We start from the raw sequence: 22,792 nt of genomic DNA on the forward strand, positions 1-22,792 counted from the left end.
GTGTCCTGCGTGACGCTCACCGGCGGCGAGCCGCTTCTGCAGCCCTACCTGCCCGATCTGGTGCAGGCGCTGCTGTCGGTGGAGAGCCCCTGTCCCCTGCGGGTGGAGATCGAGACCAACGGCTCGCGCGATCTGGCCCCCCTGGCCCACTTGCGCGAGGCCTGCGCCGAGGCGGGGCTGCCGGGCAGCCTGCACTTCACCGTGGATTGGAAGACGCCTACGGCCGGTGAGGCCGTGTCGGCCGCCATGCGCCGCGAGAACTACGATTTGCTGGACGACCGCGATGCCGTGAAGTTCGTCGTGGGCAGCGAGGAGGACCTGGCCTTCATGGAGCGTATGGCCGACGAGGCGGCGCTGTGGGATCGCTGCACGGTGCTCGCGAGCCCCGTGTGGGGCACCCTGGAGCCGGCCGCCATCGCCGCCTACCTCATCGAGCACGGCCTGGATCGCGCCCGCTTGCAGCTGCAGCTGCACAAGATCATCTGGCCTAACGAGACCAAGGGAGTGTAGATGAGCCATCGGGAAAAGGCCCTCGTGCTGTGCTCGGGCGGCGTGGATTCCACGACGCTGCTCGCCGGGGCCGTGGAGCGCTTCGGCGCCGAGAACGTGTACGCTCTGTCCATCAGCTACGGGCAGAGGCACATCCGCGAGATCGAGGCGGCCCGGGCCGTGGCGGCCCACTACGGGGTGGAGCAGCGCTTCCTGGACTTGGGGGCCATCTTCGCCGACAGCGCCTGCTCGCTTTTGTCCCACTCCGACGAGGCGGTGCCCGCGGGCTCCTACGGGGAGCAGCAGGAAGCGGCCGAGGGGGGCATCGTGAGCACCTACGTGCCCTTCCGCAACGGGCTGTTCCTGTCCTCGGCGGCTTCCATGGCCCTTTCCCTGGGCTGCTCGGTGGTGCTCTACGGCGCCCACCACGACGACTGGGCCGGCGCCGCCTACCCCGATTGCTCGCCGGCGTTCGTGGAGGCCATGGCCGCCGCCATCGCCGAGGGCACCGGCGGTGAGTTGCGTCTGGAGGCCCCGTTCGTGACCTGGTCGAAGGCAGACATCGTGGCCGAGGGGCTGCGCCTGGCTGTGCCCTACGAGCTGACCTGGTCCTGCTACGAGGGGGGTGCGGCCCCCTGCGGCGCGTGCGCCACCTGCCTCGACCGGGCGGCGGCCTTCGCCGCCAACCATGTTGAAGACCCCGCGTTGAAGGGATAGCCCATGAAACCGATGGAAATGGCCGAAGCGCTGTTCGGGGAAGATACCGATGGGGCGGCAACGGCGAGCACCGAGGGGTCAGTGGACTCCTCGGCCCTGGCCGCCATCGCGGCCCACTTGGAGCGGGAACAGCCCGCCCCGACCTTGTCGTCCGCGCGGGCCGCGACTCGCGGCAGCGAGGCCATCGACTTGGCCAGCGCCCGCGAAGAGGGCCTGCGCACGGCCACGGCACCCCAGCACTACGTAGATGCGGTGAAGCGCCAGAAGATCGCCGCCGGTACGGCCAAGAAGGCGAAGGCGGCGGCTTCGGAGGATGAGGCCGCCCCGAAGGCGACGGAGGCCGCGCCCGCAAAGACGGCGAAGTCCGCGAAGGCCCCGGCGAAGAAGGCCGCGAAAGCCGTCGGCAGCGCCCGGGCCGCGAAGGCCCCCGCTCCGGCCCCGGCCGCGGGCCGCGACGAGGACGAGGCCCGGGCCGGCGGCGTCACGCACCTGGGCAGCCAGGGCACCCAGTACCCGACCGATTACGATCCGAGCGTGCTGGAGACCTTCGAGAACAAGCACCCGGGCAACGACTACTTCGTGAAGTTCAACTGCCCCGAGTTCACGAGCCTATGCCCCATCACCGGCCAGCCGGACTTCGCCACCATCTACATCTCCTACGTGCCCGGCGAGCGCATGGTGGAATCCAAGAGCCTGAAGCTGTACCTGTTCAGCTTCCGCAACCACGGCGACTTCCACGAGGACTGCATGAACATCATCATGAAGGACCTCATCGCGCTCATGGATCCGAAGTACATCGAGGTGTGGGGCAAGTTCACGCCCCGGGGCGGCATCTCCATCGACCCGTACTGCAACTACGGCCGTCCCGGCACCCGGTGGGAGGAAGTGGCCTGGACGCGCCTGGCCAACCACGACCTGTACCCCGAGAAGGTGGACAATCGGTAAAACGGCGCGCGGTCGATGACAGCGGGGGCGCTTTGTGGGAGAATGGCCCATGAGAAACAAGAGCATTTCGCACGTTAGGTAGCCCGAAAGACCATGACAGCGCAGTTCAGTATCAGGGAAGCCGCTCCCGAGGCCGTCCGTTGCCTCCAGCGCGAGCTGGCCCTGCCCCGCTTCATCGCCGCCACCCTCGTCGGCCGCGGCATCGACACGCCCGCGGCGGCGCGGCACTTCCTGAGCCCCTCGCTCGACCGCGACTGGCTGAACCCCCGCGACATCCCCGGGCTGCCCGAGCTGGCCGACGGTTTGGCGGCGGCCCTCGAGGCGAAGAAGCGCATCCTCGTATTCGGCGACTTCGACCTGGACGGCATCTCCGCCACCACGGTGCTCACCCGCGGCCTGCGGGCCCTGGGCGGCTGCGCCTTCCCCTTCATCCCGCGCCGCTTCGAGGAGGGCTACGGCATCACGGCCGCCGCCTTCGAGCGGGCCCGGGAGCTGGAGCCGGACGTCATCGTCACCGTGGACTGCGGCATCGCCTGCAAGCACGAGGTGGCCGAGATCGTGAAGACCGGCATCGAGGTGTACATCACCGACCACCACGAGGCCGCCGACCTGGTGCCCGAGGGGGTGTGCGTGGCCGACCCGAAGATGGAGCCGGGCTGCCCGAGCGCCATTCTGGCCGGCGTGGGCGTGGCCCTGAAGCTCATGCAGATGCTCGGCGCGCGCCTCGGGTTCCCGCACCTGTGGCGCAGCTACACCGACTTCGCCACCTTGGGCACCGTGGCCGACCTCATGCCCATGCGCGACGAGAACCGGGCCCTCGTGGCCGACGGCCTGGCCCGCATGAACGCGAACCCACGGCCCTGTATCGCAGCCCTGCTGGCCACCACGGGCCAGGCGGGCAAGCCCATGACCGCTACCAACCTGTCCTTCTCCCTCATCCCGCGCCTGAACGCCGCCGGGCGCATGGGCAATGCCGATCTGGCCCTGGATCTGCTCATGTGCGACAACTACGGCGAGTGCTGCGCCATGGCCGAGCGCCTGGAAGAGGTGAACAACCAGCGCCGGGCCATCGAGGCCGAGCTCTCCGACATCGCCCGCGCCCAGGCCAGCGAGATCTACCACGGCCAGCGGGCCCTGGTGGTGGCCGGCGAGGGCTGGCACGAGGGCGTGAAGGGCATCGTGGCCTCCCGCCTCGTGAACACCTACGGGGTGCCCTCGCTGCTGTTCACCGTGGACGGCGACGAGGCCCGGGGCTCGGGCCGGTCCGTGGGCAACGTGAACCTGTTCGAGGCCGTGGAGTCGCTCTCGCACCTCACCACCCGCTTCGGCGGCCACGGGGCCGCCGTGGGGGTCACTATCCCCGTGGAGAACCTGCGCGCCTTCGCCGAGGGGCTCGACGCCTACATGCAGCGGCTGCCCGAGGCGGCCTTCCATCCCCTCACCACCGTGGACGCCGCCGTGAGCCTGGACGAGCTGACGCTGGAGACCGTGGCCATGGTGGACCGCCTGGCTCCTTTCGGCCAGGAGAACCCCCAGCCGGTCTTTCTCGCCCGCAACGTCACCCTGGCGAACACCCGGGCCGTGGGCCAGACCAAGGACCACTTCGCCTGCACCCTCACCAACGGCCGGGCCTCGGTGGCCGGCATCATGTTCCACTGCGCCGCCATTGAGGCGCTGCTCGTGAACGATGCCGTGGTGGACGCCGCCTTCACGGTGCAGATCGACGAGTGGCGCGGCCGCCATTCGGTGAAGGCCATGCTGGAGACCATCGCCCCGGCCCGCACCTGCGGCGCCCTGGAGGCCTGCCTCGACCCGGAGGCCCGCACCTTCTGCGAGGAGCTCTTCGCCGAGCGCGACGGGGCCGAGGGCGACGCTGCCCCCGCCCGCGAGGCCATGCCCGATGCCGAGGCGCCCGACCTGGCCGCGGTGCGCCGTCGTTGGGAGGCCGTGGCCGAGCGCGATCCGGCGGGGCTGGAGGCGCAGATCGTGGCCGCCATCATCGGCGAGGCGCCCCTGCACCCGGCCCAGCGCCGCATCCTCGACGCCCTGGCCGCCGGCCAGTCCACCTTCGCCGTCATGGCCACGGGCCGCGGCAAGTCGCTGTGCTTCCAGGTGCACGCCGCCGTGCGCGCCCTGGCGGCCCGCGAGGCGAGCCTGTTCATCTACCCGCTGCGAGCCCTCATCGCCGACCAGGTGTTCCACCTGCGCGCCGGCCTGGAGCGCTTCGGCATTGCGAGCGCGGTCATCACGGGGGAGAGCACCCCCGAGGAGCGGGCCCGGGTGTACGCGGGGCTGGCCGACGGCTCGGTGGACATCGTGCTCACCACCCCGGAGTACCTCATGTTCCACACCGACGAGCTGGCCGCCTCCGGGCGCATCGGCTTCGTCGTGGTGGACGAGGCCCATCACATCGGCCAGGCCAAGGCTGGCCAGCGCGTGGCCTACACCCAGCTGGGACGGGCGCTCGCGCGGCTCGGGGAGCCCACGGTGCTCGCCGTGACGGCGACGGCCAACGACTGCATCGCCGACGATATCGGGGCCGTGCTGCCCCTGAGCGCGTCGGTCATCGACGAGACGGGCCGCGACAACCTGTACCTGGACGACCAGCGCAACATCGCCCATCGGGACGACTACCTGGCCAACTTGGTGGCCTCCGGCGAGAAGACCGTCGTGTACGTGAACTCGCGGGAGCACTCCGTGGCCCTGGCCCGGCTGCTGCGGCGCCGGGTGCCCCAGCTGGCCTGCCTCATCGGCTTCTACAACGCCGGGCTGTCCCGGGCCGAGCGCCAGCGGGTGGAGGAGCTGTTCCGCAACGACGACCTGAAGGTGCTCGTGGCCACCTCGGCCTTCGGCGAGGGGGTGGACATCCCCAACATCCGCCATGTGGTGCTGTACCACCTGCCCTTCAGCGATGTGGAGTTCAACCAGATGAGCGGCCGAGCGGGCCGCGACGGGAAGCCCGCGTGGGTGCACCTGCTCTACGGCCGGGGCGACGCGGCCTTGAACGAGCGCATCCTGGCCGAGGCTACGCCGGACCACGACGTGATGGCCCAGGTGTACCGCCGTCTGCGCCACTTGCAGCGGGAATGCCCCAACGACTACTTCTGCGCCGGGCCGGCCGACCTGGCCCACGGTGCTTCTGACGGCTTCCATACGGTCAGCCCCGTATCCGCCGCCTGCGGCCTGGCGGTCTTCCGCGAGCTCGGTCTCATCGAGACGCGCACCGTGCGGGAAGCCGGCCGGGAGGCCCTGTGGGTGCGGGTGCAGGAGGGGGCCGACCGCGTGGAGCTCACCGACTCGGTGCGCTATCGCGAGGGCATCGACGAGAGAACGGGATTCGGCGGCTTCCGCGATTGGGCCCTGGGGCTCGATGCCCAAGGGCTCACCGTGCACCTGTCGCATCCCATCGTGCCGCAGCGCGGCCGCAACGATTAGGAAGGGGAGCGCTGTGAGCGCTGAGAGAGACGAGATCAACGCCTGCCCGGCCCCGGGCGCGCCGAGCGGCGCGGCCACCAAGCAGACCGTGGACGCCCTGCTCGGGCGCCCCGATCCCACGGGCCAGTCCGCCGCCTCGGCGGCTTCCACTCCCGCCGACCGCTTCGCCGAGCTGCAACGGCTCACGGCCGCCTACATGGACGAGGCCGAGGAGGCCATACTGAAGCGGGCCTTCGAGTTCGCGGCCGAGGCCCATGCGGGCCAGTGCCGCAAGTCCGGTGAGCCCTTCATCATCCACCCCATCGAGGTGAGCATCATCCTGGCCGATCTGCGTATGGATGCCGAGACCATCGCCGCGGCGCTGCTCCACGACACGGTGGAGGACACGAAGGTAACCGGCGAGGAGGTGGAGCGCGTCTTCAACCCCCAGGTGAGAGCTTTGGTGGAGGGGGTCACCAAGATCACCCGCATCGAGGTGGAGTCGCTCACCGACGAGCAGGCCGCCACCATTCGCAAGATGTTCGTGGCCATGTCCAAGGACATCCGCGTCATCGTCATCAAGCTGGCCGACCGCCTGCACAACATGCGCACGCTCGCGGCCCTGCGGGAGGATCGGCGCATCTTCAAGTCCCGCGAGACGCTGGAGATCTATGCTCCCATCGCCCACCGCCTCGGCATCAACTCCATCAAGTGGGAGCTGGAGGACCTGTCCTTCTTCTACCTGGAGCCCAACAAGTACAAGCAGGTGTCCCGCATGGTCACCGAGTCTCGCGCCGAGCGCGAGAAGTACCTGGCCGACGTCATCGCGGTGCTCCACGACGAGATGGACAAGCTCGGCATCACCGCCCAGATCATGGGCCGGCCCAAGCACCTGTACTCCATCTACCAGAAGATGACCAAGAAGGGGAAGGGCTTCTCGGAGATCTACGACCTCATCGCCGTGCGCATCATCACGAGCTCGGTGAAGGACTGCTACTCGGCCCTGGGCGCGGTGCACACCATCTGGCATCCCATGCCCGGCCGCTTCAAAGACTACATCGCCATGCCGAAGTTCAACATGTACCAGTCGCTGCACACGACGGTCATGGGCCCGACGGGCCGGCCCTTGGAGGTGCAGATCCGCACCGAGGAGATGCACCGCAACTCCGAGTACGGCGTGGCGGCCCACTGGCGCTACAAGGAGACGGGCGGCTCGCGCCCCGGCGGCAAGGACAACCTGGACGCCCAGCTGGCGTGGCTGCGCCAGATGGTGGACTGGCAGGACGAGACCGAGGACTCCCGAGAGTTCTTGAAGTCCCTCAAGATGGACCTCGACAACTCCGAGGTGTTCGTCTTCACGCCCCAGGGCGAGGTCATCTCCCTGCGGGCCGGTTCCACCCCCATCGACTTCGCCTACGCCATCCACACCGAGGTGGGCAACCACTGCGTCGGGGCCAAGGTGAACGGCTCCATCGTGCCCCTCTCCTACAAGCTGCAGGTGGGCGACCGCGTGGAGATTCTCACCCAGAAGAGCGCCGGGCCCTCCCGAGACTGGCTGGGGCTCGTGAAGACCCCCTCGGCCCGCAGCAAGATTCGCTCCTACTTCTCGAAGGTGACGCGCTCCGACGATCTTCAGATGGGCCGCGACATGCTGGCCCGGGAGATGCGCAAGCACGGCCTGGGCATCTCCAACGCCCAGTCGCTGCGGGCGCTGAAGCTGGTGGCCGAGGCCATGGGCTTCAAGGATCCCGACGATATGTTCGTGCAGGTGGGCGCTGGTAAGGAGCGGGCCCAGCACGTGAGCAACCGCCTGCTGAAGATCCTCGTGGACAAGGGCAACGAGGAGGCGGGCAAGCCCTCGGTGGGCTCCTCGGCCTCTTCCACGGGCATCATGCCCCCCATGCTCACGAGCGTGAAGCGCCCCAAGAAGCACGAGACCCACACCTCCCAGGGCATTGTGGTGAAGGGGGTCGACGACGTGCTCGTGCGCCTGTCGCGCTGCTGCAACCCCGTGCCCGGCGATGACATTCTGGGGTTTGTGACCCGGGGCCGCGGCGTGTCGGTGCACCGGGCCGACTGCCCCAACGCCATCGACCTGAAGCGCCATCCCGAGCGCATCATCGACGTGGAATGGGAGGGTAGCCCCTCGGCGGCGGCCACCTACCAGGTGGAGATCTACATCGAGGCCCTCGACCGCATGAACCTGCTGCTGGACGTGACCCGGGTGATCTCCGAGATGGGGGCCAACGTGCTGTCCTGCAACACCACCACCCATCGCGACAGCATGGTGGAGATGCGCTTTTTGTTCCAGCTGAGCGATCTGTCGATCATCAAGCGCATGACAAAGCGCCTGACCGATGTGGACGGCGTCTTCGATGCCCATAGAATGATGCCCAACGGGTCTCGTTCGGCTAAGTAGCCGACCGGGACGCCCCGGATGACCTCAAGAAAGAATGAGCTTGGGGGAAGACGTCGGGTGCCTTGACCGAGCGAGTTCCGCAGCGAACGAAACAGTCCGGCGGACTGTTTCGCAGAGCGAGGACTGTTTGAGCGAATCAAGGTATCTGGCGGCTCCCCTCCGGATGATCTCAAGAAAGGACGAGCAATGGCTGTGGAATTGTATGACGTGAGCGGGCTGTGCGTTGATGTGAGGTACATGGTGATGGGGGTGCTCGCCAACAACGTGTACCTCGTCTCCGACGGGGAGGGCACCTTCGTGGTGGACCCCTCCTGCGATGCCGAGAAGATCCTCGCGGCTCTGGGCGAGGCGAGGCTCGACGCCATCGTGCTCACCCACGGCCACTTCGACCACACCGGGGCCGCAGCGGCCCTGCGGGAGGCCACGGGCGCTCCGGTCATCGCCTCGGTGCTCGATGCCCCCCAGATCGAGAACCCCGCCGGCGCCGATCTGGCCAGTCGCGGCGTCCCTTGCCCGGTGGACCGCACCGTGGCCCAGGGCGACATCGTGGAGGTGGGCTCCATGAAGTGGAAGGTCATCGAGACCCCGGGGCACACCCCCGGTTCCCTCTGCCTGTTCAACATCCCTCAATTCGGCAACCATCCCGAGGGGCTGCCGGTGCTCATCTCCGGCGACACCCTGTTCGCCGGCACCATCGGCCGCACCGACTTCGAGGGCGGTTCCATGGCCGATATGCGCGCCTCCCTGAAGAAGCTGGCGGCCCTGCCCGATGACACGGCCGTGCTGCCCGGCCACAACAGCCTCACCACCATCGGCGCCGAGCGCCGCCGCGTCTTCGCCCTCTACGGCGACCCGGAGTAGGGCTCGTGCCAAGATTGACAAAAAACACGGGGAGTTTGCACGGTAAGGCGCCTTGTCATAGGGTAGACTTAGGGCGGTACGCTTTTTCGGCACCGAACCGTCCGTTGGAAGGAACTCCGTGACCATCGAGTGGACTTTTTTCCTCTCTGAGTTGATGCAGAACCCCATCTTGCTGGTGGTGACGCTGCTCAACATCGGCGTCATCATCGTGAATGGCGCCACCGATGCCCCCAACGCCATTGCCACGGCGGTGTCCACCCGTGCCATGAAGCCGCGCCACGCCATCATCATGGCGGCCGTCTTCAACTTCCTCGGGCTCCTGCTCGTGTCTCTCGTGTCCACGGCCGTGGCCCACACCATCTTCTCCATGGTGAACTTCGGCGGCGATTCCCATCAGGCCCTGACGGCTCTCATGGCGGCCATGGTGGCCATCATCGTATGGGGCGCGGCGGCCTGGTGGTTCGGCATTCCCACCTCCCAGTCCCATTCGCTCATTGCCGGTCTTACCGGCGCGGCCATCGCCGTGCAGGGCAGCCTGGACGCCATCAACGGCGCTGAGTGGATGAAGGTGGTCTACGGCATCTTGCTGTCCACCCTGCTCGGCTTCGGCCTCGGCTGGATCAACTACAAGGTCATCGGGCGCGTGTTCCGCAACGCCGACCGGGTCCGGGCCAACCGGTTCTTCAAGTGGGCCCAGGTGGGCTCGGGGGCCGCGGTGGCTTTCATGCACGGTGCCCAGGACGGTCAGAAGTTCATGTCCATCTTCATGCTGGCCATCATGATGACCGCCGGCATGGGCATGGATCTCTCTGGCGTGGCCATGCCCATGTGGCTCATGATCTTCTGCGCGTTCAACATGGGTTTCGGCACCGCCGTGGGCGGCGAGCGCATCATTAAGTCCGTGGGCATGGATATGGTGAAGCTGGAGGCCTTCCAGGGCTTCGCCGCCTCGTTGTCCACGTTCATCAGCCTTTTTCTGGCCACCTTCGGCGGCCTTCCCGTTTCGACCACCCACACCAACACTACGGCCATCATGGGCGTGGGGGCGGCCAAGAGCCCCAAGAGCGTGAAGTGGTCCATCGCCATCGACATGGTGAAGACGTGGGTGCTCACCTTCCCCGGGTGCGGCATTCTCGGCTACATCTGCGCGAAGTTGTTTCTTATGATCCTGTAACGCGAAAAGGAGAACACAGTGGGTAAGAAGCACAAGTACGATTATTTCAGCGCCTACGAGGAGCTGTCCGATCTGGCCGTCCAGGAGGCCGGCGTGCTCATCCGTGCCATGGACGAGTTCACCGATGCCGCGGCCCTGCGTCCCATGCTCGAGGAGGCCCACGAGCTGGAGCATGCTGGCGATACCATCAACCACGACATCTACAAGCACGTGGCCGGCGACTTCATGCCGCCGTTCGACCGCGAGGACATCGTGGCCTTGGCCCAGGCCCTCGACAACATCCTCGACGAGATGGAGGACGTGCTCCAGTACCTGTACATGTACGATGTGCACCAGATTCCCGATGACGCCAAGCGCTTCGCCACGATCATCCGCAAGTCCTGCAAGGCGGTGCACGTGGCCATGGAGGACTTCCGCAACTTCAAGCGCTCCAAGAGCTTCAAGCAGCTGGTCATCGAGGTGAGCAACTACGAGGACGAGGCCGACACACTGTACGTGGAAGTTATCCGCAACCTGCACGTGAACCACGCCGACGAGCCGGTGCACGTGCTGAAGTGGTCGCGCCTGTACGATCACATGGAGAGCTGCTGCGATGCCTGCGAGCACACGGCCGATCTCATGAGCACTATCCTGCTGAAGAACATGTAGCGTTTCGGCCGGCCGCCCCTGCGAGGGCGGTGGACAAGCACGTTATAAAGGCGAGGGCCCCGACACGGTGTCGGGGCCCTCGTGCTGTGCTAGGACGGCTGATTGGGCTGATCGGTCGGATCGGGAGCCGGTTCGTCGGGGGCGGTCGCGGCATCTTCCCCGACGCCGCCGTCTTCCCCGGCCTCGGCGTCTCGGGGCTTTGCGGCCGCTGGCTCCTGCGTCCCCGCCTCCGCTTTCTTGCGGGCGCGGGGGTTGCCGGCCTTCACCTGGCTCTTGGAGCGATGGCGGACCGGCTCGGGGGTCTGGGGCTCGAAGGGATCGCAGGGCGGCTCGGGCTCGGGGGTCGGATCCAGGCCGATGATGCGGTAGAGCTCGTCGCGATCCACGAAGAGGCGGTCGGAGGGGTCGGGGCCGGCGCCCTCGGCGCCGCGGGCTGCAGCAGGGGCCTCCACCACGGGCAACTCCAGCTTGTCCATGAGCACCGTGGGCTGCATCTGCTCGCCGGTTTCATCCATCCACCGGCCGCTCAGGCGGTCGTAGAGGCGCTTGCCCTGGCGCTTGAAGCGCTCGAGGCGGGTATTTCCCTGGCGCTCGCGGGCCGTCTTGCCCACGGGCACGTGCACCTTGCGGGCGATGAAGCGGGCGGGCCGCACGACGCTTTCCACCACGCGGTCGGAGTAGTCCCGCGGCGGCTTGGTGCGCCAGCCCATGATGAGAGACAGGTAGCGCAGGGCCATGATGAGGGCCGCGCAGAGGAACCCTGCCGAATCGGGCAGGATGCCGTTCACCTTCAGCGGGCAGTACACGATGCAGCCGATGAGGGCCGCGCTGCCGTAGATGGGGCCGGTCTGGAAGGCCACGGGCGGCCGGTTCATGAGCACGTCGCGGGAGATGCCCCCGCCGATGGCGGTGATGGTGCCGAGCACCACCGAGGGAATGATGGTGAGGCCGGCCGACAGGCTCTTCGACGCGCCGATGATGGCCCACAGGGCCACGGAGATGTTGTCGAGCAGATCCACGATGGGATCCAGGTAGGTGGCCAGCTTGCCGAAGTAGAACACCACCACGCCGGCCACGGCGCAGGACAGAAGGAACCAGGGGCTCTGGAAGGCGTAGAGGCCGTAGTTCTGCAGGAGGATGTCGCGGATGATGCCGCCCCCCATACCGGTGATGCAGGCGATGGCCACGGTGCCGAAGATGTCGTAGCGGGCCCGCACGGCGGACATGCCGCCGGACAGGCCGCCGGTGACCGTAGCGGCGAACTCGAACCAGAAGGGGAGGGTGAAGGCGGTCTCTAGCACGACGGCGCCCCCGCCTTCGTCGTGAGGGTGCCGGCGGGCGCGACCGTTTGGGGACGGCCTGCGACGGGCGCGGGGCGCAGGGCGCAGAGCCTCCGTCGGCGCTCGATGGGGCAGCGGTGCGGGCCCGCGACAAGGGGGTCGCAGGCGGTGGTGGTCGGCATACAGGCTCCTCCCGATGGCTTCGGATGGCAGGGCGCCGAGGCCCGGGGCGCTCGGCGAAGTGCCTATAGTACGCAACAGGGCCATCATAAACAATGGACGTTCCGTCAGCGGCCCGCGCCCGTCTACCGTCGGAAAACCGACACATGGCCTTGTTTTTGTTATAGTGGGGCTCACTATTATCCGCAAGGCAATTCCCCGCATGCTGAAGAGGAGAGGGTGCCATGTCTTTGATCGTAGCGAAGTTCGGCGGTACCTCGGTCGCGTCGCCCGAGCGCATCAAGAACGTCGCGAAGCGTTTGGTGCGCATGCGGCAGCAGGGGGTGGAGGTCGTGGCCGTGGTATCGGCCATGGGCAAGACCACCGACGAGCTCATGGGCCTCGCGAGCGCCGTGACCGCGGCCCCGCCCTCCCGCGAGCTGGATCGGCTCCTGTCCACCGGCGAGCAGGTGTCCATGACCCTTTTGGCCATGGCCATCGAGTCCATGGGCTACAAGTCCATGAGCTTCACTGGTCGCCAGGCCGGCATCGAGACCGACGGCACCCACAACAAGGCCAAGATCATCAAGGTGCACAACGAGCGTATCTTGGATGCGCTCGAGGCCGGCTACATTCCCGTTGTGGCCGGGTTCCAGGGCATCGACGCCAACGGCGACATCACCACCCTGGGGCGCGGCGGCTCGGACACCACGGCCGTGGCCATCGCCTGGGGCATCAACGCCGATGTGTGCGAGATCTATTCCGATGTGGACGGCGTCTACACCACCGACCCCCGTGTGGCCCCGCGGGCCCGCAAGCTCGATTCCGTCTGCTACGACGACATGCTGGAGCTCTCCAGCGCCGGCTCGGGGGTGCTCCAGAGCCGTGCGGTGGAGTTCGCGCGCAAGTGGAAGGTGGTCATCCATTCCCGCTCGGCGTTCTCCGAGGCGGAAGGCACCTATATCAAGGAGGAGTACGAAATGGAAGAAGCCGTCATCACCGGCATCGCGAGCGACACGTCCGAGGTGAAGGTCACCGTGCGCGGGCTGCCCGACGCCCCGGCCGTGGCCGCGAAGATGTTCTCGGCCCTAGCCGCGAACAATGTGAACCTGGACATGATCATCCAGAACGTGGCCGAGGGCGGCGTCACCGACATCTCGTTCACCACCCCCGGTGCCGATCTGGGCCGGGCCCGGGAGACCCTGGCCCGCGTGGTGCCCGAGATCGGCGGCCGCGAGTTCATCGTGGACGAGGATATCGCGAAGGTGAGCCTCGTGGGCACCGGTATGAAGTCGTCTCCGGGCGTGGCCTCGCGGGCCTTCCAGACCCTGGGCGATAACAACATCAACATCGTGGCCATCTCCACGTCCCCCATCCGCCTGTCGGTGATCGTGGACGCGGCCCAGGCTGCTCAGGCGGTCCAGTGCCTGCACACCGCCTTCGGCCTGGATTCCGACGACCTGTTCGTGGAGACCCAGCTGTCCGCCGAGGAGATTGCCGCGAAGATGAAGAAGGGGCGGTGATGTTCCGTCGTTGCTACGCAACGACGGAACGGGCCGACGCTGCGGTTCCGACGGGCACCTGGCCTTGCGCTTCACCGCTTTCCCTCGCGGCACGAAGGCCGCTCGGCCGCGGTTCGGCCCCATGCCAGGCACCGGTCGAGCCCTCGCTGACTTCCTTGGGCGAACCGGTGATGTGAAGAAGTAGGGCAAGGGCCCATGCCCTTGCCGGACAACCGAGCAGAACACATGAGAGAAGGGGAGAGAACCCATGGCTTGGACGAAAGAGATGCCGAAAAATCCGGTGGTGGCGGTGGCCGGTGCCACGGGCGCGGTGGGGCAGGAGTTTTTGCGCGTGCTGCACGACGTGGACTTCCCGGCTGCTGAGGTGCGGGCTTTGGCCAGTGCGCGGTCGGCGGGCAAGAAGGTGCCCTTCGAGGGCTGCGGCCTGGTGCCGGCCGGCGAGCTGGTGGTGCAGGAGATGACTCCGGCGGCCTTCGAGGGCGTGGACATCGCCCTGTTCTCCGCCGGCGGCTCGGTGTCCAAGGAGATGCGCGATGCCGTGGTGGCGGCCGGCGCCGTCATGATCGACAACTCGAGCGCCTTCCGCATGGACGAGGACGTGCCGCTCGTGGTGCCCGAGGTGAACCCTCAGGACGTGGCCTGGCATTCCGGCGTCATCGCGAACCCGAACTGCTCCACCATCCAGATGGTAGTGGCCCTAAAGCCGCTCTACGATCTGTCGCCCATCAAGCGCGTCGTGGTGTCCACCTACCAGGCGGCTTCGGGTGCCGGCGCCCCGGCCATGGCCGAGCTGTACGATCAGACTCGCGCCTTCCTGGACGGCACGCCCGAGGACGAGCTGGTCATCGACGCCTTCGCCCATCGCATCTCGTTCAACTGCATCCCGCATATCGACGTGTTCTTGGACGACGGCTCCACCAAGGAAGAGTGGAAAATGGTCGTGGAGACCAAGAAGATCATGGGCGACGAGGACATTCAGGTGAGCGCCACCTGCGTGCGCGTGCCGGTGCTGCGTTGCCACGGCGAGGCCATCAACGTGGAGTTCGCCAACGAGGTGACCGTGGACGCGGCCCGCGCCGCCCTGGAAGCCGCCCCGGGCGTGGTGGTCATGGACGACACCGACAACAAGGTATACCCCATGCCCGGCCTGCTCGCCGGTACCGACGGCACCTTCATCGGTCGTTTGCGCCAGGATCCCACGGTGCCCCACGGCATCGCCTTCTGGAACGTGGCCGACCAGATTCGCAAGGGCGCCGCGCTGAACGCCGTGCAGATCGCCCAGCTGCTGCTGCCCTAGGGCATGGCTGGTCCAACTCCGATATCGTAGGCGGCCTTCGGGCCGTCTTTTTTGTCGGCAACATGGGGTCGCGTGCGGGGAGGGGAATGCCCGGCTTTTCCGCTCGGTATCCGAAAGGGACCTTTTCTGCGCAAGATCGCGAGTTATAAGCGCCTCGGGGGACGATTTTTGTTCTGCCGAGAAAGTCTGGCGGTTCATCTGACCGTTTGACCAGGAGTTTTTCGGAGATCCTCCCCAAGCTGTGATTGCGGTGCAGTAGTCGAGACGCTTATAACTCGCGATCTCGTGCAAAACGAGGTGTCTTCGTTGACCGCGCGTGCTCTCAAATGTCCTAGGGGCACGGCGGGGGTAGCCCAAAGAACAGCGCTTCGCTCATGAATGTCAGTTCGATAGATTTGCGACGATTGTCGTCGCCGGCGCGCGAGGCCTGTTATCTTGCAGGACATGGAAACGATCTTCAGCCATACAACGGCCCTCGGCCTTCTCAGAACATGGTCGTGCAACCATCCTCTGACGTTGCGCTCCTTTCACGATCTGCGTACTCGCGATGTGGGGCATCTCCCTTCCGCTCATTTGAAGGGCTTTGGTTCGCTTGCGCGCGCGGCAGATACTGAAGCCGCCGTCCGCGCGGCAATTGCAGACGTAAAGAAGGCCAGCTTGAGGCGTATACTCGAAAAGCTGTGGGAAGATGCTACGGCTGAGAACCCCATCCACGTCATCGCGCGACCTAGAACGGGACGTCACTCCACGAAGCGCATTCGCTTTCATCAGCTTGCTGCAGCGCTTCCGCGCGGGGCTTTCCTTAAAATCGCTCCAGGTGTTGCCGTGTGCTCTCCCGAGCTTGTGTTCGTTCAAATGGCCGAGACCCTTTCCGTCGGCGAGCTTATCGCTTTGGGCTACGAGCTTTGCGGATGCTATCCTTTAGACGGAGAACGGCCAGGTACGCTCGTGAGGGCGCAGCTCACGACATCGGATCGGCTTGCTGCGTTTATCAACCGCGTCAAGCGCGTGAAGGGGCTTCATAAGGCGCGCATTGCCGTGCAATTCGTTGGCGTGAAGTCTGCCTCTGTGAAGGAAACGGAAATGGGCGCCCTGCTTATGACGCCCATGCGATGGGGCGGCCTGGGCTTGCCGTTGGCGCTCGCCAACGAGCCGGTTGTGCTTTCGGAAGGGGCGGCACGCATCGCGCGGGGCAATCGGGTGGTGTGCGACCTGCTGTGGCCGCAGGCGCGCGTTGCGGCAGAGTACGATGGTCGCGCCTACCATACCGAACGACATCAGCAGGCGCACGACTCCCGACGGCGCGATGCCCTGCTCGCCGACGGCTTCGATGTCGTGACGGTTACTTCCTCGCAGCTTGACAGCATCTCCGAGTTTATCGAGATAGCCGACACCCTCTCGAGCAAAACGAGGGGCAGAGCCTCTGCCCGCCCTGCTTCTTTTCCCAGCCGCCACGCGCAACTCCGTCATGATTTACGTGTATTTCATCACCGGCGCCTCTCGTTGTCCGCCCTGGATACAAGCGATACTTAGCTCCGTTTGACTACGGCGAACGGCAGGTAGCTTCTTTGCCTTCGGGGAGGGGGCGGCTTTCTCCCGCTGAAGGACGTCTTCCGTATAGAAGGTGCCAGCCACACCCGTTGTGGTTGGTGCCGTGCGCCTGGCCCTCGGTCGGCGAACTGCCCCGAAATTGCAGCGGATCACGAGTTATAAGCGCCCGATATTGAGGATCGGCGGCGCAGCCGTTTGATGAAAAGTGTCTGACTTGGGATTCTGTCAACGCTCCCTTTCGAAAGACGGAAAGGGGGCGTGCTCAGACGCTGATAACTCGCGATCTCGTGCAGAAACGGAAAGGTTCGTTGGCCGAGGCGGCCGTCAACCTCTTGAATCGTCGCGGTACACGGCGCGGACGAGGTACTCGACGTTGCCCTCGGGGCCGGTGATGGGGGATTCTGCGACGCCGGTCACGGTGAATCCGACGGTCGCAAGGGCCTCCTTCACCTCTTCGACGGTGCGCAGGCGTACGGCCTCATCGCGCACGACGCCGCGGTCGGTCTCGTCGTGGGCCGATTCAAACTGGGGCTTCACCAGGCCGATGAAGACGGTGCCCGCGCGGCTGAAGCGGGGGAAGACCGGAGCCAGGGCTGCCAGGCCGATGAAGGACACATCGATGACGATGAGGTCGAAGGGGGCGCCCAGGGCCGCCGGGTCGGCGTCCTTGATGTTGGTGCGCTCGAAGACGGCCACTCGCGGGTCCTGGCGGATCTTCCAGGCCAGCTGCCCGTAGTTCACATCCAGGGCCGCCACCCGCGCCGCGCCGGCTTGCAGGAGGCAGTCGGTGAAGCCGCCGGTGGACGAGCCGATATCGAGGCAGTTCAGGCCCGCTGCCCCTTGGCCGAAGGCATCGAGGGCCCCCTGGAGCTTCTTGCCCCCGCGCGAGACGAACCGCTTGCGGCCTCGGATGAAGACATCGGCATCGGGCGCCACCTTCGCGGCGGCGCTCGTCGCGTACACATCGTTTACGCGCACTTCCCGGGCTATGACCGCCCGCAGGGCGCCGTCGCGGGTGGGGAAGTCTCCCCGTTCTACGAGCAGGTCGTCCAGGCGCATTTTTTTCGGCTTCTTATCCATGGGGCCATTATAGCGCGACCGGGCCGTTGCGGGGCGCGACCCGCCAGAGGATGGCTCCAGAGGGGAGGGCGTCCGCTGCGACCCAGGGCTTCCCGCTCCGGGCGGCTGCCGTGCGACGGTTGCGCGAGACGGCCCTGCCGATACGGGGGACGGCCGTTGCGGGGCGGCTGTGGTGGCCCGAGGAGGGGGCGACCGCGCTGACGGAAAGGGCGGCCGCGCCGATCGGAGAGAGGGGATCGGCGCGGCCGGGGAGGGAGCCGGAGAATCGCGCGGCCGCGGGGAGCGTCGGGGCTGTCGCGGGGACGGCGGCCCCGACGCAGCGGCGCGGCTACTTGCCGAGGAACGCGGCGATGGAGTCGGCGGCGAGCATGCCCGAGGTGAGGCAGTAGCTCGAGGAGGAGCCGAGGAAGTTGGAGTAGGGGTAGGTGAAGTAGCCGCCGCTGTCCATGCCGGCGAGGTAGAGACCGGGGAAGGCCGGCTGGAGACGGGCGTCCAGGGCGCGGAAGGAGGTGTCCACCCGCACGCCGTTGTAGGTGTTGTCGATGGGCGAGATGATGCGCACGGCGTAGAAGGGGCCCTCGTCGAGCGGGTAGAGCAGGCGCGGGTCCTTGCCGAAGAGCGGGTCGGCGCCGTTGGCGACGGCGGCCCGGTAGTCGGCGATCGCGGCGCTGTAGGAGGCCTCGTCGAAGCCCACGGCCCGGCCGAGCTCCTCCAGGGTGTCGGCCCGGTAGGCCTGGCCATAGGCGATGCACTGCTCCATCTCGTCGGCGATGGTGGCGTAGACCGGCTCGATGATGCGGCTGCGCATCTCGTACTGGTCGCAGTACTCCTTGGTGAGGTGGCCCCACACGCCCTTCTCCCGCAGGCTGTCCAGATCCTTCTGGGTGAGGACGACCCAGCTCCAGGAGGCGCGGCGCATAGCGGCGGCGCCTATGCTGTTGCTCTCGGTGAGGCAGAGCTCCTCGTTCATGAAGCGGGCGCCGGCCGGGTCCAGCATGAGGAAGCCGAGCTGGTTGATGAACTTCATGTAGCCGGCGTAGTAGTCGAGCACGTCGTTGCCGCAGAACTCGGCCAGGGCCGGCGACAGGTCGTCGGACAGCTTGCAGCCGAGCTCTTCGCACAGCACGATGGCGTCGCCGGTGTTGGAGGCCAGGCCGACGTTGTCGAACACGCCGTTGAGGCGCTCGGCCATCATGGAGGGGTTGCCGCCGAAGCCGCCGGTGCACAGCAGCACGGCCTTGCAGGCCACCGTGACCGTGGAGCCGTCCTCGCGGGTGGCGGTCACCGCGGTCACCGAGCCGTCCTCGGCCGTGTCGATGGCCGTGAGCTTCGTGCCGAAGAGCACCGAGGCCCCGGCGGGCAGGATGTAGCCGTCGTAGAGATCCTGGAACTTCTGGGTGCCCTTCCCGTACATGTGCATGAGGTTCATGGGGTCCTTGCTCGGCTTGATGGAGAAGCCCTTGCCCCCGATGGCCTCCCATCGCTCCTGCAGCCAGTCGATCATGGGGCCGGTGCCGTCGATGACGCGGCGCACGAGCGGGGCGTTGGTGCGGCCCTGGTCCTCGGCCATGCGCAGGGAGAAGGCCTCGTCGGCGGTCAGGGTGATGCCGGCCTCGGCGTCCATGGCGGCCCCGACGGCGAAGGGGCCCGAGGAGCAGGCGCCGGTGCCGGAGACGCGGTGGGTGCGCTCGATGACAATGGTGTCGATGCCGGCCTCGGTGGCGCGCAGAGCCGCGGCGGTGCCCGTGAGCCCGGCGCCCACGATGACGAGCTCGCAGCTCAGCTCCTCGGTGGCATCGCTGCGGGCCGGGGCCTTCGCGAAGCCGGCGAGGTCGGCCCCGGCCTCCTGGAGGCATTGGCAGGTGGCGGCGGCGATGGCGGCCGCGGTGAGGGTGGCGCCCGATACGGTGTCCACGGCGAGGGACTGGGCCTCGATGATGCGCCCGGGCATCTGCTCGAGGGCCGGCTCCATGAAGCCGGGGGTGTCCGAGCAGGTGAGCACGGTGATGGCCTCGATGGCGCTCTCGCTGACGGTCACTTCCACCTCGGTGGGCTCGATGGGGGCCGGGGCACCGTGGCGCTCGCCCTCGATGGAGCTCTCCTTCCACTTGCCCCAGGCCTGGGCACGGTAGGTGCCGGGGGTCATGGCCTGGGCGGCCTCGTAGGCGGCCGGGGCGCGGCGCAGGGCCTCCTCGTCGGCCCCGGCGGCCACGGCGGCGTCGGCCACGGCGGCCATGAGGCCGAGGGAGGTGAGGGTGGCTCCGGAGATGGCGTCCACGGCCAGGGACTGGTTGGCGACGATGGCCGCGGGCAGCACCGCGAGGGCCACGTCGCTGAGGTCGGCCGTCTCGGTGTGGCTCTTGACCGCCACGGCCTCGATGGCGTCGGTCGTGAACGTGGCCTCCACGACGATGGGGCCGTGCTTGCCGGTGGCGGTGCCCTCGTAGGTGCCGGCCGTGAACGAGAGGGGCTCGGCGCCCTTCTCGCCGGCGCTCTCGCTGTTCTCGGCGCATCCCGTCAGGTTCCCGGCGGCAAGGCCCGCCAGGCCCGCGGCCCCGGCTACGACCAGGGTGCCCTTGAGGAATCCGCGCCGCGTGGGTACGATGCGCTCGAGGGGCCGGGGTACGTTCACGTGCTGCTCTGACTGCATGGTTGTCCTCCTCCTTTGGTGGGGCGGGGCGCGCTCGCGCTCCGCCGTTTCGGGCCGCCGGGTCCGGGACCCTGTGCGGCCCTGCCAGCATGGCCCAGGGAGGGGCGCCCGCGCAACACCCCCTGGTGGGGATAGGGTCTCGCCGTCACCCCTGAGGGGTGGTTTTTCCCGTCCGGCCTCGGGGAGCGCCCCTCCGCGCCCGCTCCGGTGCCCGCTGCGTGCTACCATGGAGGGAATGGGGTTGGCGAGCGAGCGGAGGGAGGCGCCCGTGGAAAAGGGATACCGGTCCCTTACCGTGGAGAGCGCCCTCTCCACGGTGGTGGGTATGGCCCTGTTCTGGCAGGTGCTCCGCTTCCGGAATGTGACGGCGCTCTTTCCCGAGCAGAGCCCCGCGCTGTTCGCCTTCGTGTGCGCCCTCGCTGTGGGGGCCCTGGCCTGCGCCGCCGCACCGCAACGGATGCGGCGGCTCGTGGCGGACGGCCGCTTCGTCATGGGCTGCGCCGGGGGAGCCTCGGCGGCCCTCGCCCTTCAGGGGATTGCCCTGGCTGCGGGCTGGTGGTCGGCCGCCTCGCCCGCTCCGTGCCTGCTGGGCTTCGGGGCCGGCCTGGGAAACGCCGTGGTGCTCATCGCCTGGTACACGCGGCTCGCCGCCACCGGCACTCCCAGCGACGGGACGACCATGATCCTGCTCTTCGGCTCGGCCGCCCTGAGCTTCTTCATGGGTATCGTGATGTTCTCCCTCTCGCCGGCTCCCGAGCTCTTCACCGTGATGGTGCCGGTGCTGGCCGGCGCGTGCTACCGGCTCGGCGCTGGCGGCCCGGAGGCGGACGAGGGGCCCGACGAATCCGCACCGGGGCCCGTGGCCCTGCCCGACGAGGTGCTCGCCCGCCTGTCGAACTTCGGCGCGCCGCCCTCGGGGACGCTGCTCGTGCTGCTCGTGGTCAGCGGGCTTCTGGGGAACATGGTGCTCGTGGGCGCGCCGCGCACGGTGCTGCCCGAGTACACCCTGTGGCTGAAGTACCTGCTGAGCATCGCGGTGGTGGCCGCGGCCTTCGGGGCGCTGTACCGGGCGGCCAACGAGCGCAAGACCGCGTTCGCCATCGGGCTGTGCCTGGCCGTGGCCCTGGCCGCCGGCATGGCCATGCTCGGCGCGGGGGTGCCCGTGGTGGTGGCCACCGGGGTGGCCGTGGTCACGAGCTGCCGGACCGGCGGGGAGGTGCTCGTCGTATTCCTGCTCGTGCGGGACTCCTTCGACTGCCGCGCCGCCTACCGGAACTTCGCCGTGCTGTTTTTGGCCCCGGTCGTGGTGGCCTTCTCCCTGGGGTGCTGGCTCGTGCCCGCCCTGTGCGCGGCGGCCGGCACGACGGCCCCGACGGCCCTGCCGGTGCTGGCTGTGGCCCTCAGCCTGGCCGTGGTGCTCGCGCTCGTGGCCGTGCTCGGGGTGCTCGTGGTGCGCAGCTTCGATTTGGAGGGAACGCCCGACTGGAACGAGGGCGCCGAGGACACCAGCGGCAGCGAGAAGGCCGCCGGGGCAGCCGGAGCCGAGAAGGAGGCGGCTCCCAGGGCGGCGGCCCCGCAAGTCGCAGGGCCCGCGACGGCACCCGGGGCGCCCCCGATGGCGCGGCGTCCCGAGGAGGACGGGGCCATTCCCGACGATACCCTGCGCCGCATCGCCGCCGAGCGGGGCCTCACGGCCCGGGAGACCCAGATCCTCGTCTACGCCTTCCGCGGCTATGCCCTCGCCCACATCGCCGCCCTGGACGTGGTGTCCATCAACACCGTGAAGAGCCACTGGAAGAACCTCTACCGCAAGCTGGATGTGCACACCCGCCAAGAGCTCATCGATTTCGTGGAGGCCCGCCTCGACGCCGGCGCCCCCACCGTACCCTGAGGCGCGGCGGGGGCGTTCGGAGGCTGGGGAAAACGGGCGCGGGCCTAGGCCATGAAGGCCTCGTCGAGATCGTTGCCGCCCGTGTAGAGGTAGTAGACGGCCGGCTCCGTGCCCCCGTCTTCCAGCAGGCGCCGCCCCGCGGCGGCCGCCTGGGCCACGGCCGAGGCCGGATCGTCCAGGTCGCCGAAGACGCGGGCGTCGGCCACGCAGGTCTTCACGCAGAGGGGCTCCTCGCCGGCGGCGCGGCGGTCGGAACAGAAGGCGCACTTCTCGGCCACACCCTCGGTGCGGGCGGCGAAGAACAGCTCCTCGGGCGGGGTGGGACCGGCGTCCCCGTGGTTCGACACCACGGCCCCCAGCACCGTGCGGGCGCCGTAGGGGCAGGCGCTCTCGCAGGCGCCACAGCCGATGCACTGGGCCTTGTCCACCTGGACGACGCCCTCTCCGTCGATGTAGGTGGCCCCGGTCGGGCAGGCCTCCTGACAGGCGGGGGCGCTGCACTGCATGCAGAGGATGGGCAGGTAGGTGATCTCAAGGGCGGGGAAGGTGCCGGTGACGTACTCCTTCACGGAGGACCAGCGGTCGCCGGCGGGAAGGGCCCGGGACACGGCGCAGCCCACCGAGCAGGCATGGCAGCCGATGCACCGATCCAGGTTGATAACCATTCCGAGACGTGTCATGGAACATCACTCCT

At 67.8% G+C, this 22,792-nt stretch carries 17 protein-coding genes; 12 read left to right on the plus strand and 5 right to left on the minus strand.

Features of this window, described 5'->3' with window-relative positions; translation table 11 throughout:
• The 8 genes from ACTOXK_RS08785 to ACTOXK_RS08820 form a co-directional block, all read left to right on the plus strand.
• The coding region (locus tag ACTOXK_RS08785; protein WP_482279903.1) for a hypothetical protein at positions 1-510 on the plus strand (510 nt) is incomplete at its 5' end.
• Positions 511-1,206 (plus strand): 7-cyano-7-deazaguanine synthase QueC, encoded by a 696-nt coding sequence (queC, locus tag ACTOXK_RS08790; RefSeq protein ID WP_482277782.1) that lies wholly within the window; start codon positions 511-513, stop codon positions 1,204-1,206.
• Between the two features lie 3 nt (positions 1,207-1,209).
• On the plus strand, positions 1,210-2,151 hold the full coding sequence (gene queF / locus ACTOXK_RS08795; RefSeq protein WP_482277783.1) for a preQ(1) synthase: 942 nt from the start codon (positions 1,210-1,212) through the stop codon (positions 2,149-2,151).
• Between the two features lie 93 nt (positions 2,152-2,244).
• A complete protein-coding gene (gene recJ, locus ACTOXK_RS08800; protein WP_482279904.1) occupies positions 2,245-5,586 on the plus strand; it encodes a single-stranded-DNA-specific exonuclease RecJ in 3,342 nt (1,113 codons plus the stop codon).
• Positions 5,587-5,674: 88 nt separating this feature from the next.
• Complete coding sequence (locus ACTOXK_RS08805) at positions 5,675-7,984, plus strand: RelA/SpoT family protein (RefSeq protein WP_482277828.1); 2,310 nt, start codon at positions 5,675-5,677, stop codon at positions 7,982-7,984.
• Positions 7,985-8,170: 186 nt separating this feature from the next.
• On the plus strand, positions 8,171-8,845 hold the full coding sequence (locus ACTOXK_RS08810) for an MBL fold metallo-hydrolase (protein ID WP_482277785.1): 675 nt from the start codon (positions 8,171-8,173) through the stop codon (positions 8,843-8,845).
• A gap of 118 nt (positions 8,846-8,963) precedes the next feature.
• Positions 8,964-10,019 (plus strand): inorganic phosphate transporter, encoded by a 1,056-nt coding sequence (locus ACTOXK_RS08815; protein WP_482277786.1) that lies wholly within the window; start codon positions 8,964-8,966, stop codon positions 10,017-10,019.
• A gap of 18 nt (positions 10,020-10,037) precedes the next feature.
• Complete coding sequence (locus ACTOXK_RS08820) at positions 10,038-10,667, plus strand: DUF47 domain-containing protein (RefSeq protein ID WP_482277787.1); 630 nt, start codon at positions 10,038-10,040, stop codon at positions 10,665-10,667.
• 89 nt (positions 10,668-10,756) lie between these two features.
• Here ACTOXK_RS08820 and ACTOXK_RS08825 read toward each other — a convergent pair whose 3' ends face one another.
• Together ACTOXK_RS08825 and ACTOXK_RS08830 are read right to left on the minus strand one after the other, a co-directional pair.
• Positions 10,757-11,968 (minus strand): trimeric intracellular cation channel family protein, encoded by a 1,212-nt coding sequence (locus ACTOXK_RS08825; RefSeq protein ID WP_482277788.1) that lies wholly within the window; start codon positions 11,966-11,968, stop codon positions 10,757-10,759.
• The gene (locus tag ACTOXK_RS08830) at positions 11,962-12,129 is read right to left on the minus strand and encodes a hypothetical protein (protein ID WP_482277789.1); all 168 of its coding nucleotides are present in this window, start codon (positions 12,127-12,129) and stop codon (positions 11,962-11,964) included. Before ACTOXK_RS08830 ends, ACTOXK_RS08825 begins: the two co-directional genes overlap by 7 nt.
• A gap of 222 nt (positions 12,130-12,351) precedes the next feature.
• On the opposite strand from ACTOXK_RS08830, the gene ACTOXK_RS08835 reads away from it, so the two are divergent.
• The 3 genes from ACTOXK_RS08835 to ACTOXK_RS08845 all read left to right on the plus strand — a co-directional run bounded on the left by ACTOXK_RS08835 (position 12,352) and on the right by ACTOXK_RS08845 (position 16,459).
• Complete coding sequence (locus ACTOXK_RS08835; RefSeq protein WP_482277790.1) at positions 12,352-13,629, plus strand: aspartate kinase; 1,278 nt, start codon at positions 12,352-12,354, stop codon at positions 13,627-13,629.
• A gap of 247 nt (positions 13,630-13,876) precedes the next feature.
• Positions 13,877-14,926, plus strand: coding sequence for an aspartate-semialdehyde dehydrogenase (locus tag ACTOXK_RS08840; RefSeq protein ID WP_482277791.1), 1,050 nt, complete (start codon positions 13,877-13,879; stop codon positions 14,924-14,926).
• A 444-nt stretch (positions 14,927-15,370) separates the two neighbouring features.
• A complete protein-coding gene (locus ACTOXK_RS08845) occupies positions 15,371-16,459 on the plus strand; it encodes a hypothetical protein (protein ID WP_482277792.1) in 1,089 nt (362 codons plus the stop codon).
• A gap of 342 nt (positions 16,460-16,801) precedes the next feature.
• On the opposite strand, the gene ACTOXK_RS08850 is transcribed toward ACTOXK_RS08845, so the two are convergent.
• Both ACTOXK_RS08850 and ACTOXK_RS08855 read right to left on the minus strand, forming a co-directional pair.
• A complete protein-coding gene (locus ACTOXK_RS08850; protein WP_482279423.1) occupies positions 16,802-17,536 on the minus strand; it encodes a TlyA family RNA methyltransferase in 735 nt (244 codons plus the stop codon).
• Between the two features lie 349 nt (positions 17,537-17,885).
• Positions 17,886-20,207: an FAD-dependent oxidoreductase gene (locus ACTOXK_RS08855; protein WP_482277794.1), complete on the minus strand. Its 2,322-nt coding sequence runs from the start codon at positions 20,205-20,207 to the stop codon at positions 17,886-17,888.
• Between the two features lie 268 nt (positions 20,208-20,475).
• On the opposite strand from ACTOXK_RS08855, the gene ACTOXK_RS08860 reads away from it, so the two are divergent.
• Positions 20,476-22,098 (plus strand): helix-turn-helix domain-containing protein, encoded by a 1,623-nt coding sequence (locus ACTOXK_RS08860; protein ID WP_482277795.1) that lies wholly within the window; start codon positions 20,476-20,478, stop codon positions 22,096-22,098.
• 44 nt (positions 22,099-22,142) lie between these two features.
• On the opposite strand, the gene ACTOXK_RS08865 is transcribed toward ACTOXK_RS08860, so the two are convergent.
• Entirely contained in the window at positions 22,143-22,778 is a 636-nt protein-coding gene (locus ACTOXK_RS08865) for a 4Fe-4S dicluster domain-containing protein (RefSeq protein WP_482277796.1), read from the minus strand.
• Positions 22,779-22,792 lie beyond the last annotated feature (14 nt).

The organism is Adlercreutzia sp., assembly GCF_056795635.1.

What these genes read in the sequence shown, in the direction of transcription:
- recJ (WP_482279904.1), top strand. Translation starts at nt 2,245, where the DNA reads ATGACAGCGCAGTTCAGTATCAGGGAAGCCGCTCCCGAGGCCGTCCGT.
- ACTOXK_RS08835 (WP_482277790.1), top strand. Translation starts at nt 12,352, where the DNA reads ATGTCTTTGATCGTAGCGAAGTTCGGCGGTACCTCGGTCGCGTCGCCC.
- ACTOXK_RS08840 (WP_482277791.1), top strand. Translation starts at nt 13,877, where the DNA reads ATGGCTTGGACGAAAGAGATGCCGAAAAATCCGGTGGTGGCGGTGGCC.
- ACTOXK_RS08810 (WP_482277785.1), top strand. Translation starts at nt 8,171, where the DNA reads ATGGCTGTGGAATTGTATGACGTGAGCGGGCTGTGCGTTGATGTGAGG.
- ACTOXK_RS08855 (WP_482277794.1), bottom strand. Translation starts at nt 20,207, where the DNA reads ATGCAGTCAGAGCAGCACGTGAACGTACCCCGGCCCCTCGAGCGCATC.
- queF (WP_482277783.1), top strand. Translation starts at nt 1,210, where the DNA reads ATGAAACCGATGGAAATGGCCGAAGCGCTGTTCGGGGAAGATACCGAT.
- ACTOXK_RS08845 (WP_482277792.1), top strand. Translation starts at nt 15,371, where the DNA reads ATGGAAACGATCTTCAGCCATACAACGGCCCTCGGCCTTCTCAGAACA.
- ACTOXK_RS08830 (WP_482277789.1), bottom strand. Translation starts at nt 12,129, where the DNA reads ATGCCGACCACCACCGCCTGCGACCCCCTTGTCGCGGGCCCGCACCGC.
- ACTOXK_RS08865 (WP_482277796.1), bottom strand. Translation starts at nt 22,778, where the DNA reads ATGACACGTCTCGGAATGGTTATCAACCTGGATCGGTGCATCGGCTGC.
- ACTOXK_RS08850 (WP_482279423.1), bottom strand. Translation starts at nt 17,536, where the DNA reads ATGCGCCTGGACGACCTGCTCGTAGAACGGGGAGACTTCCCCACCCGC.
- queC (WP_482277782.1), top strand. Translation starts at nt 511, where the DNA reads ATGAGCCATCGGGAAAAGGCCCTCGTGCTGTGCTCGGGCGGCGTGGAT.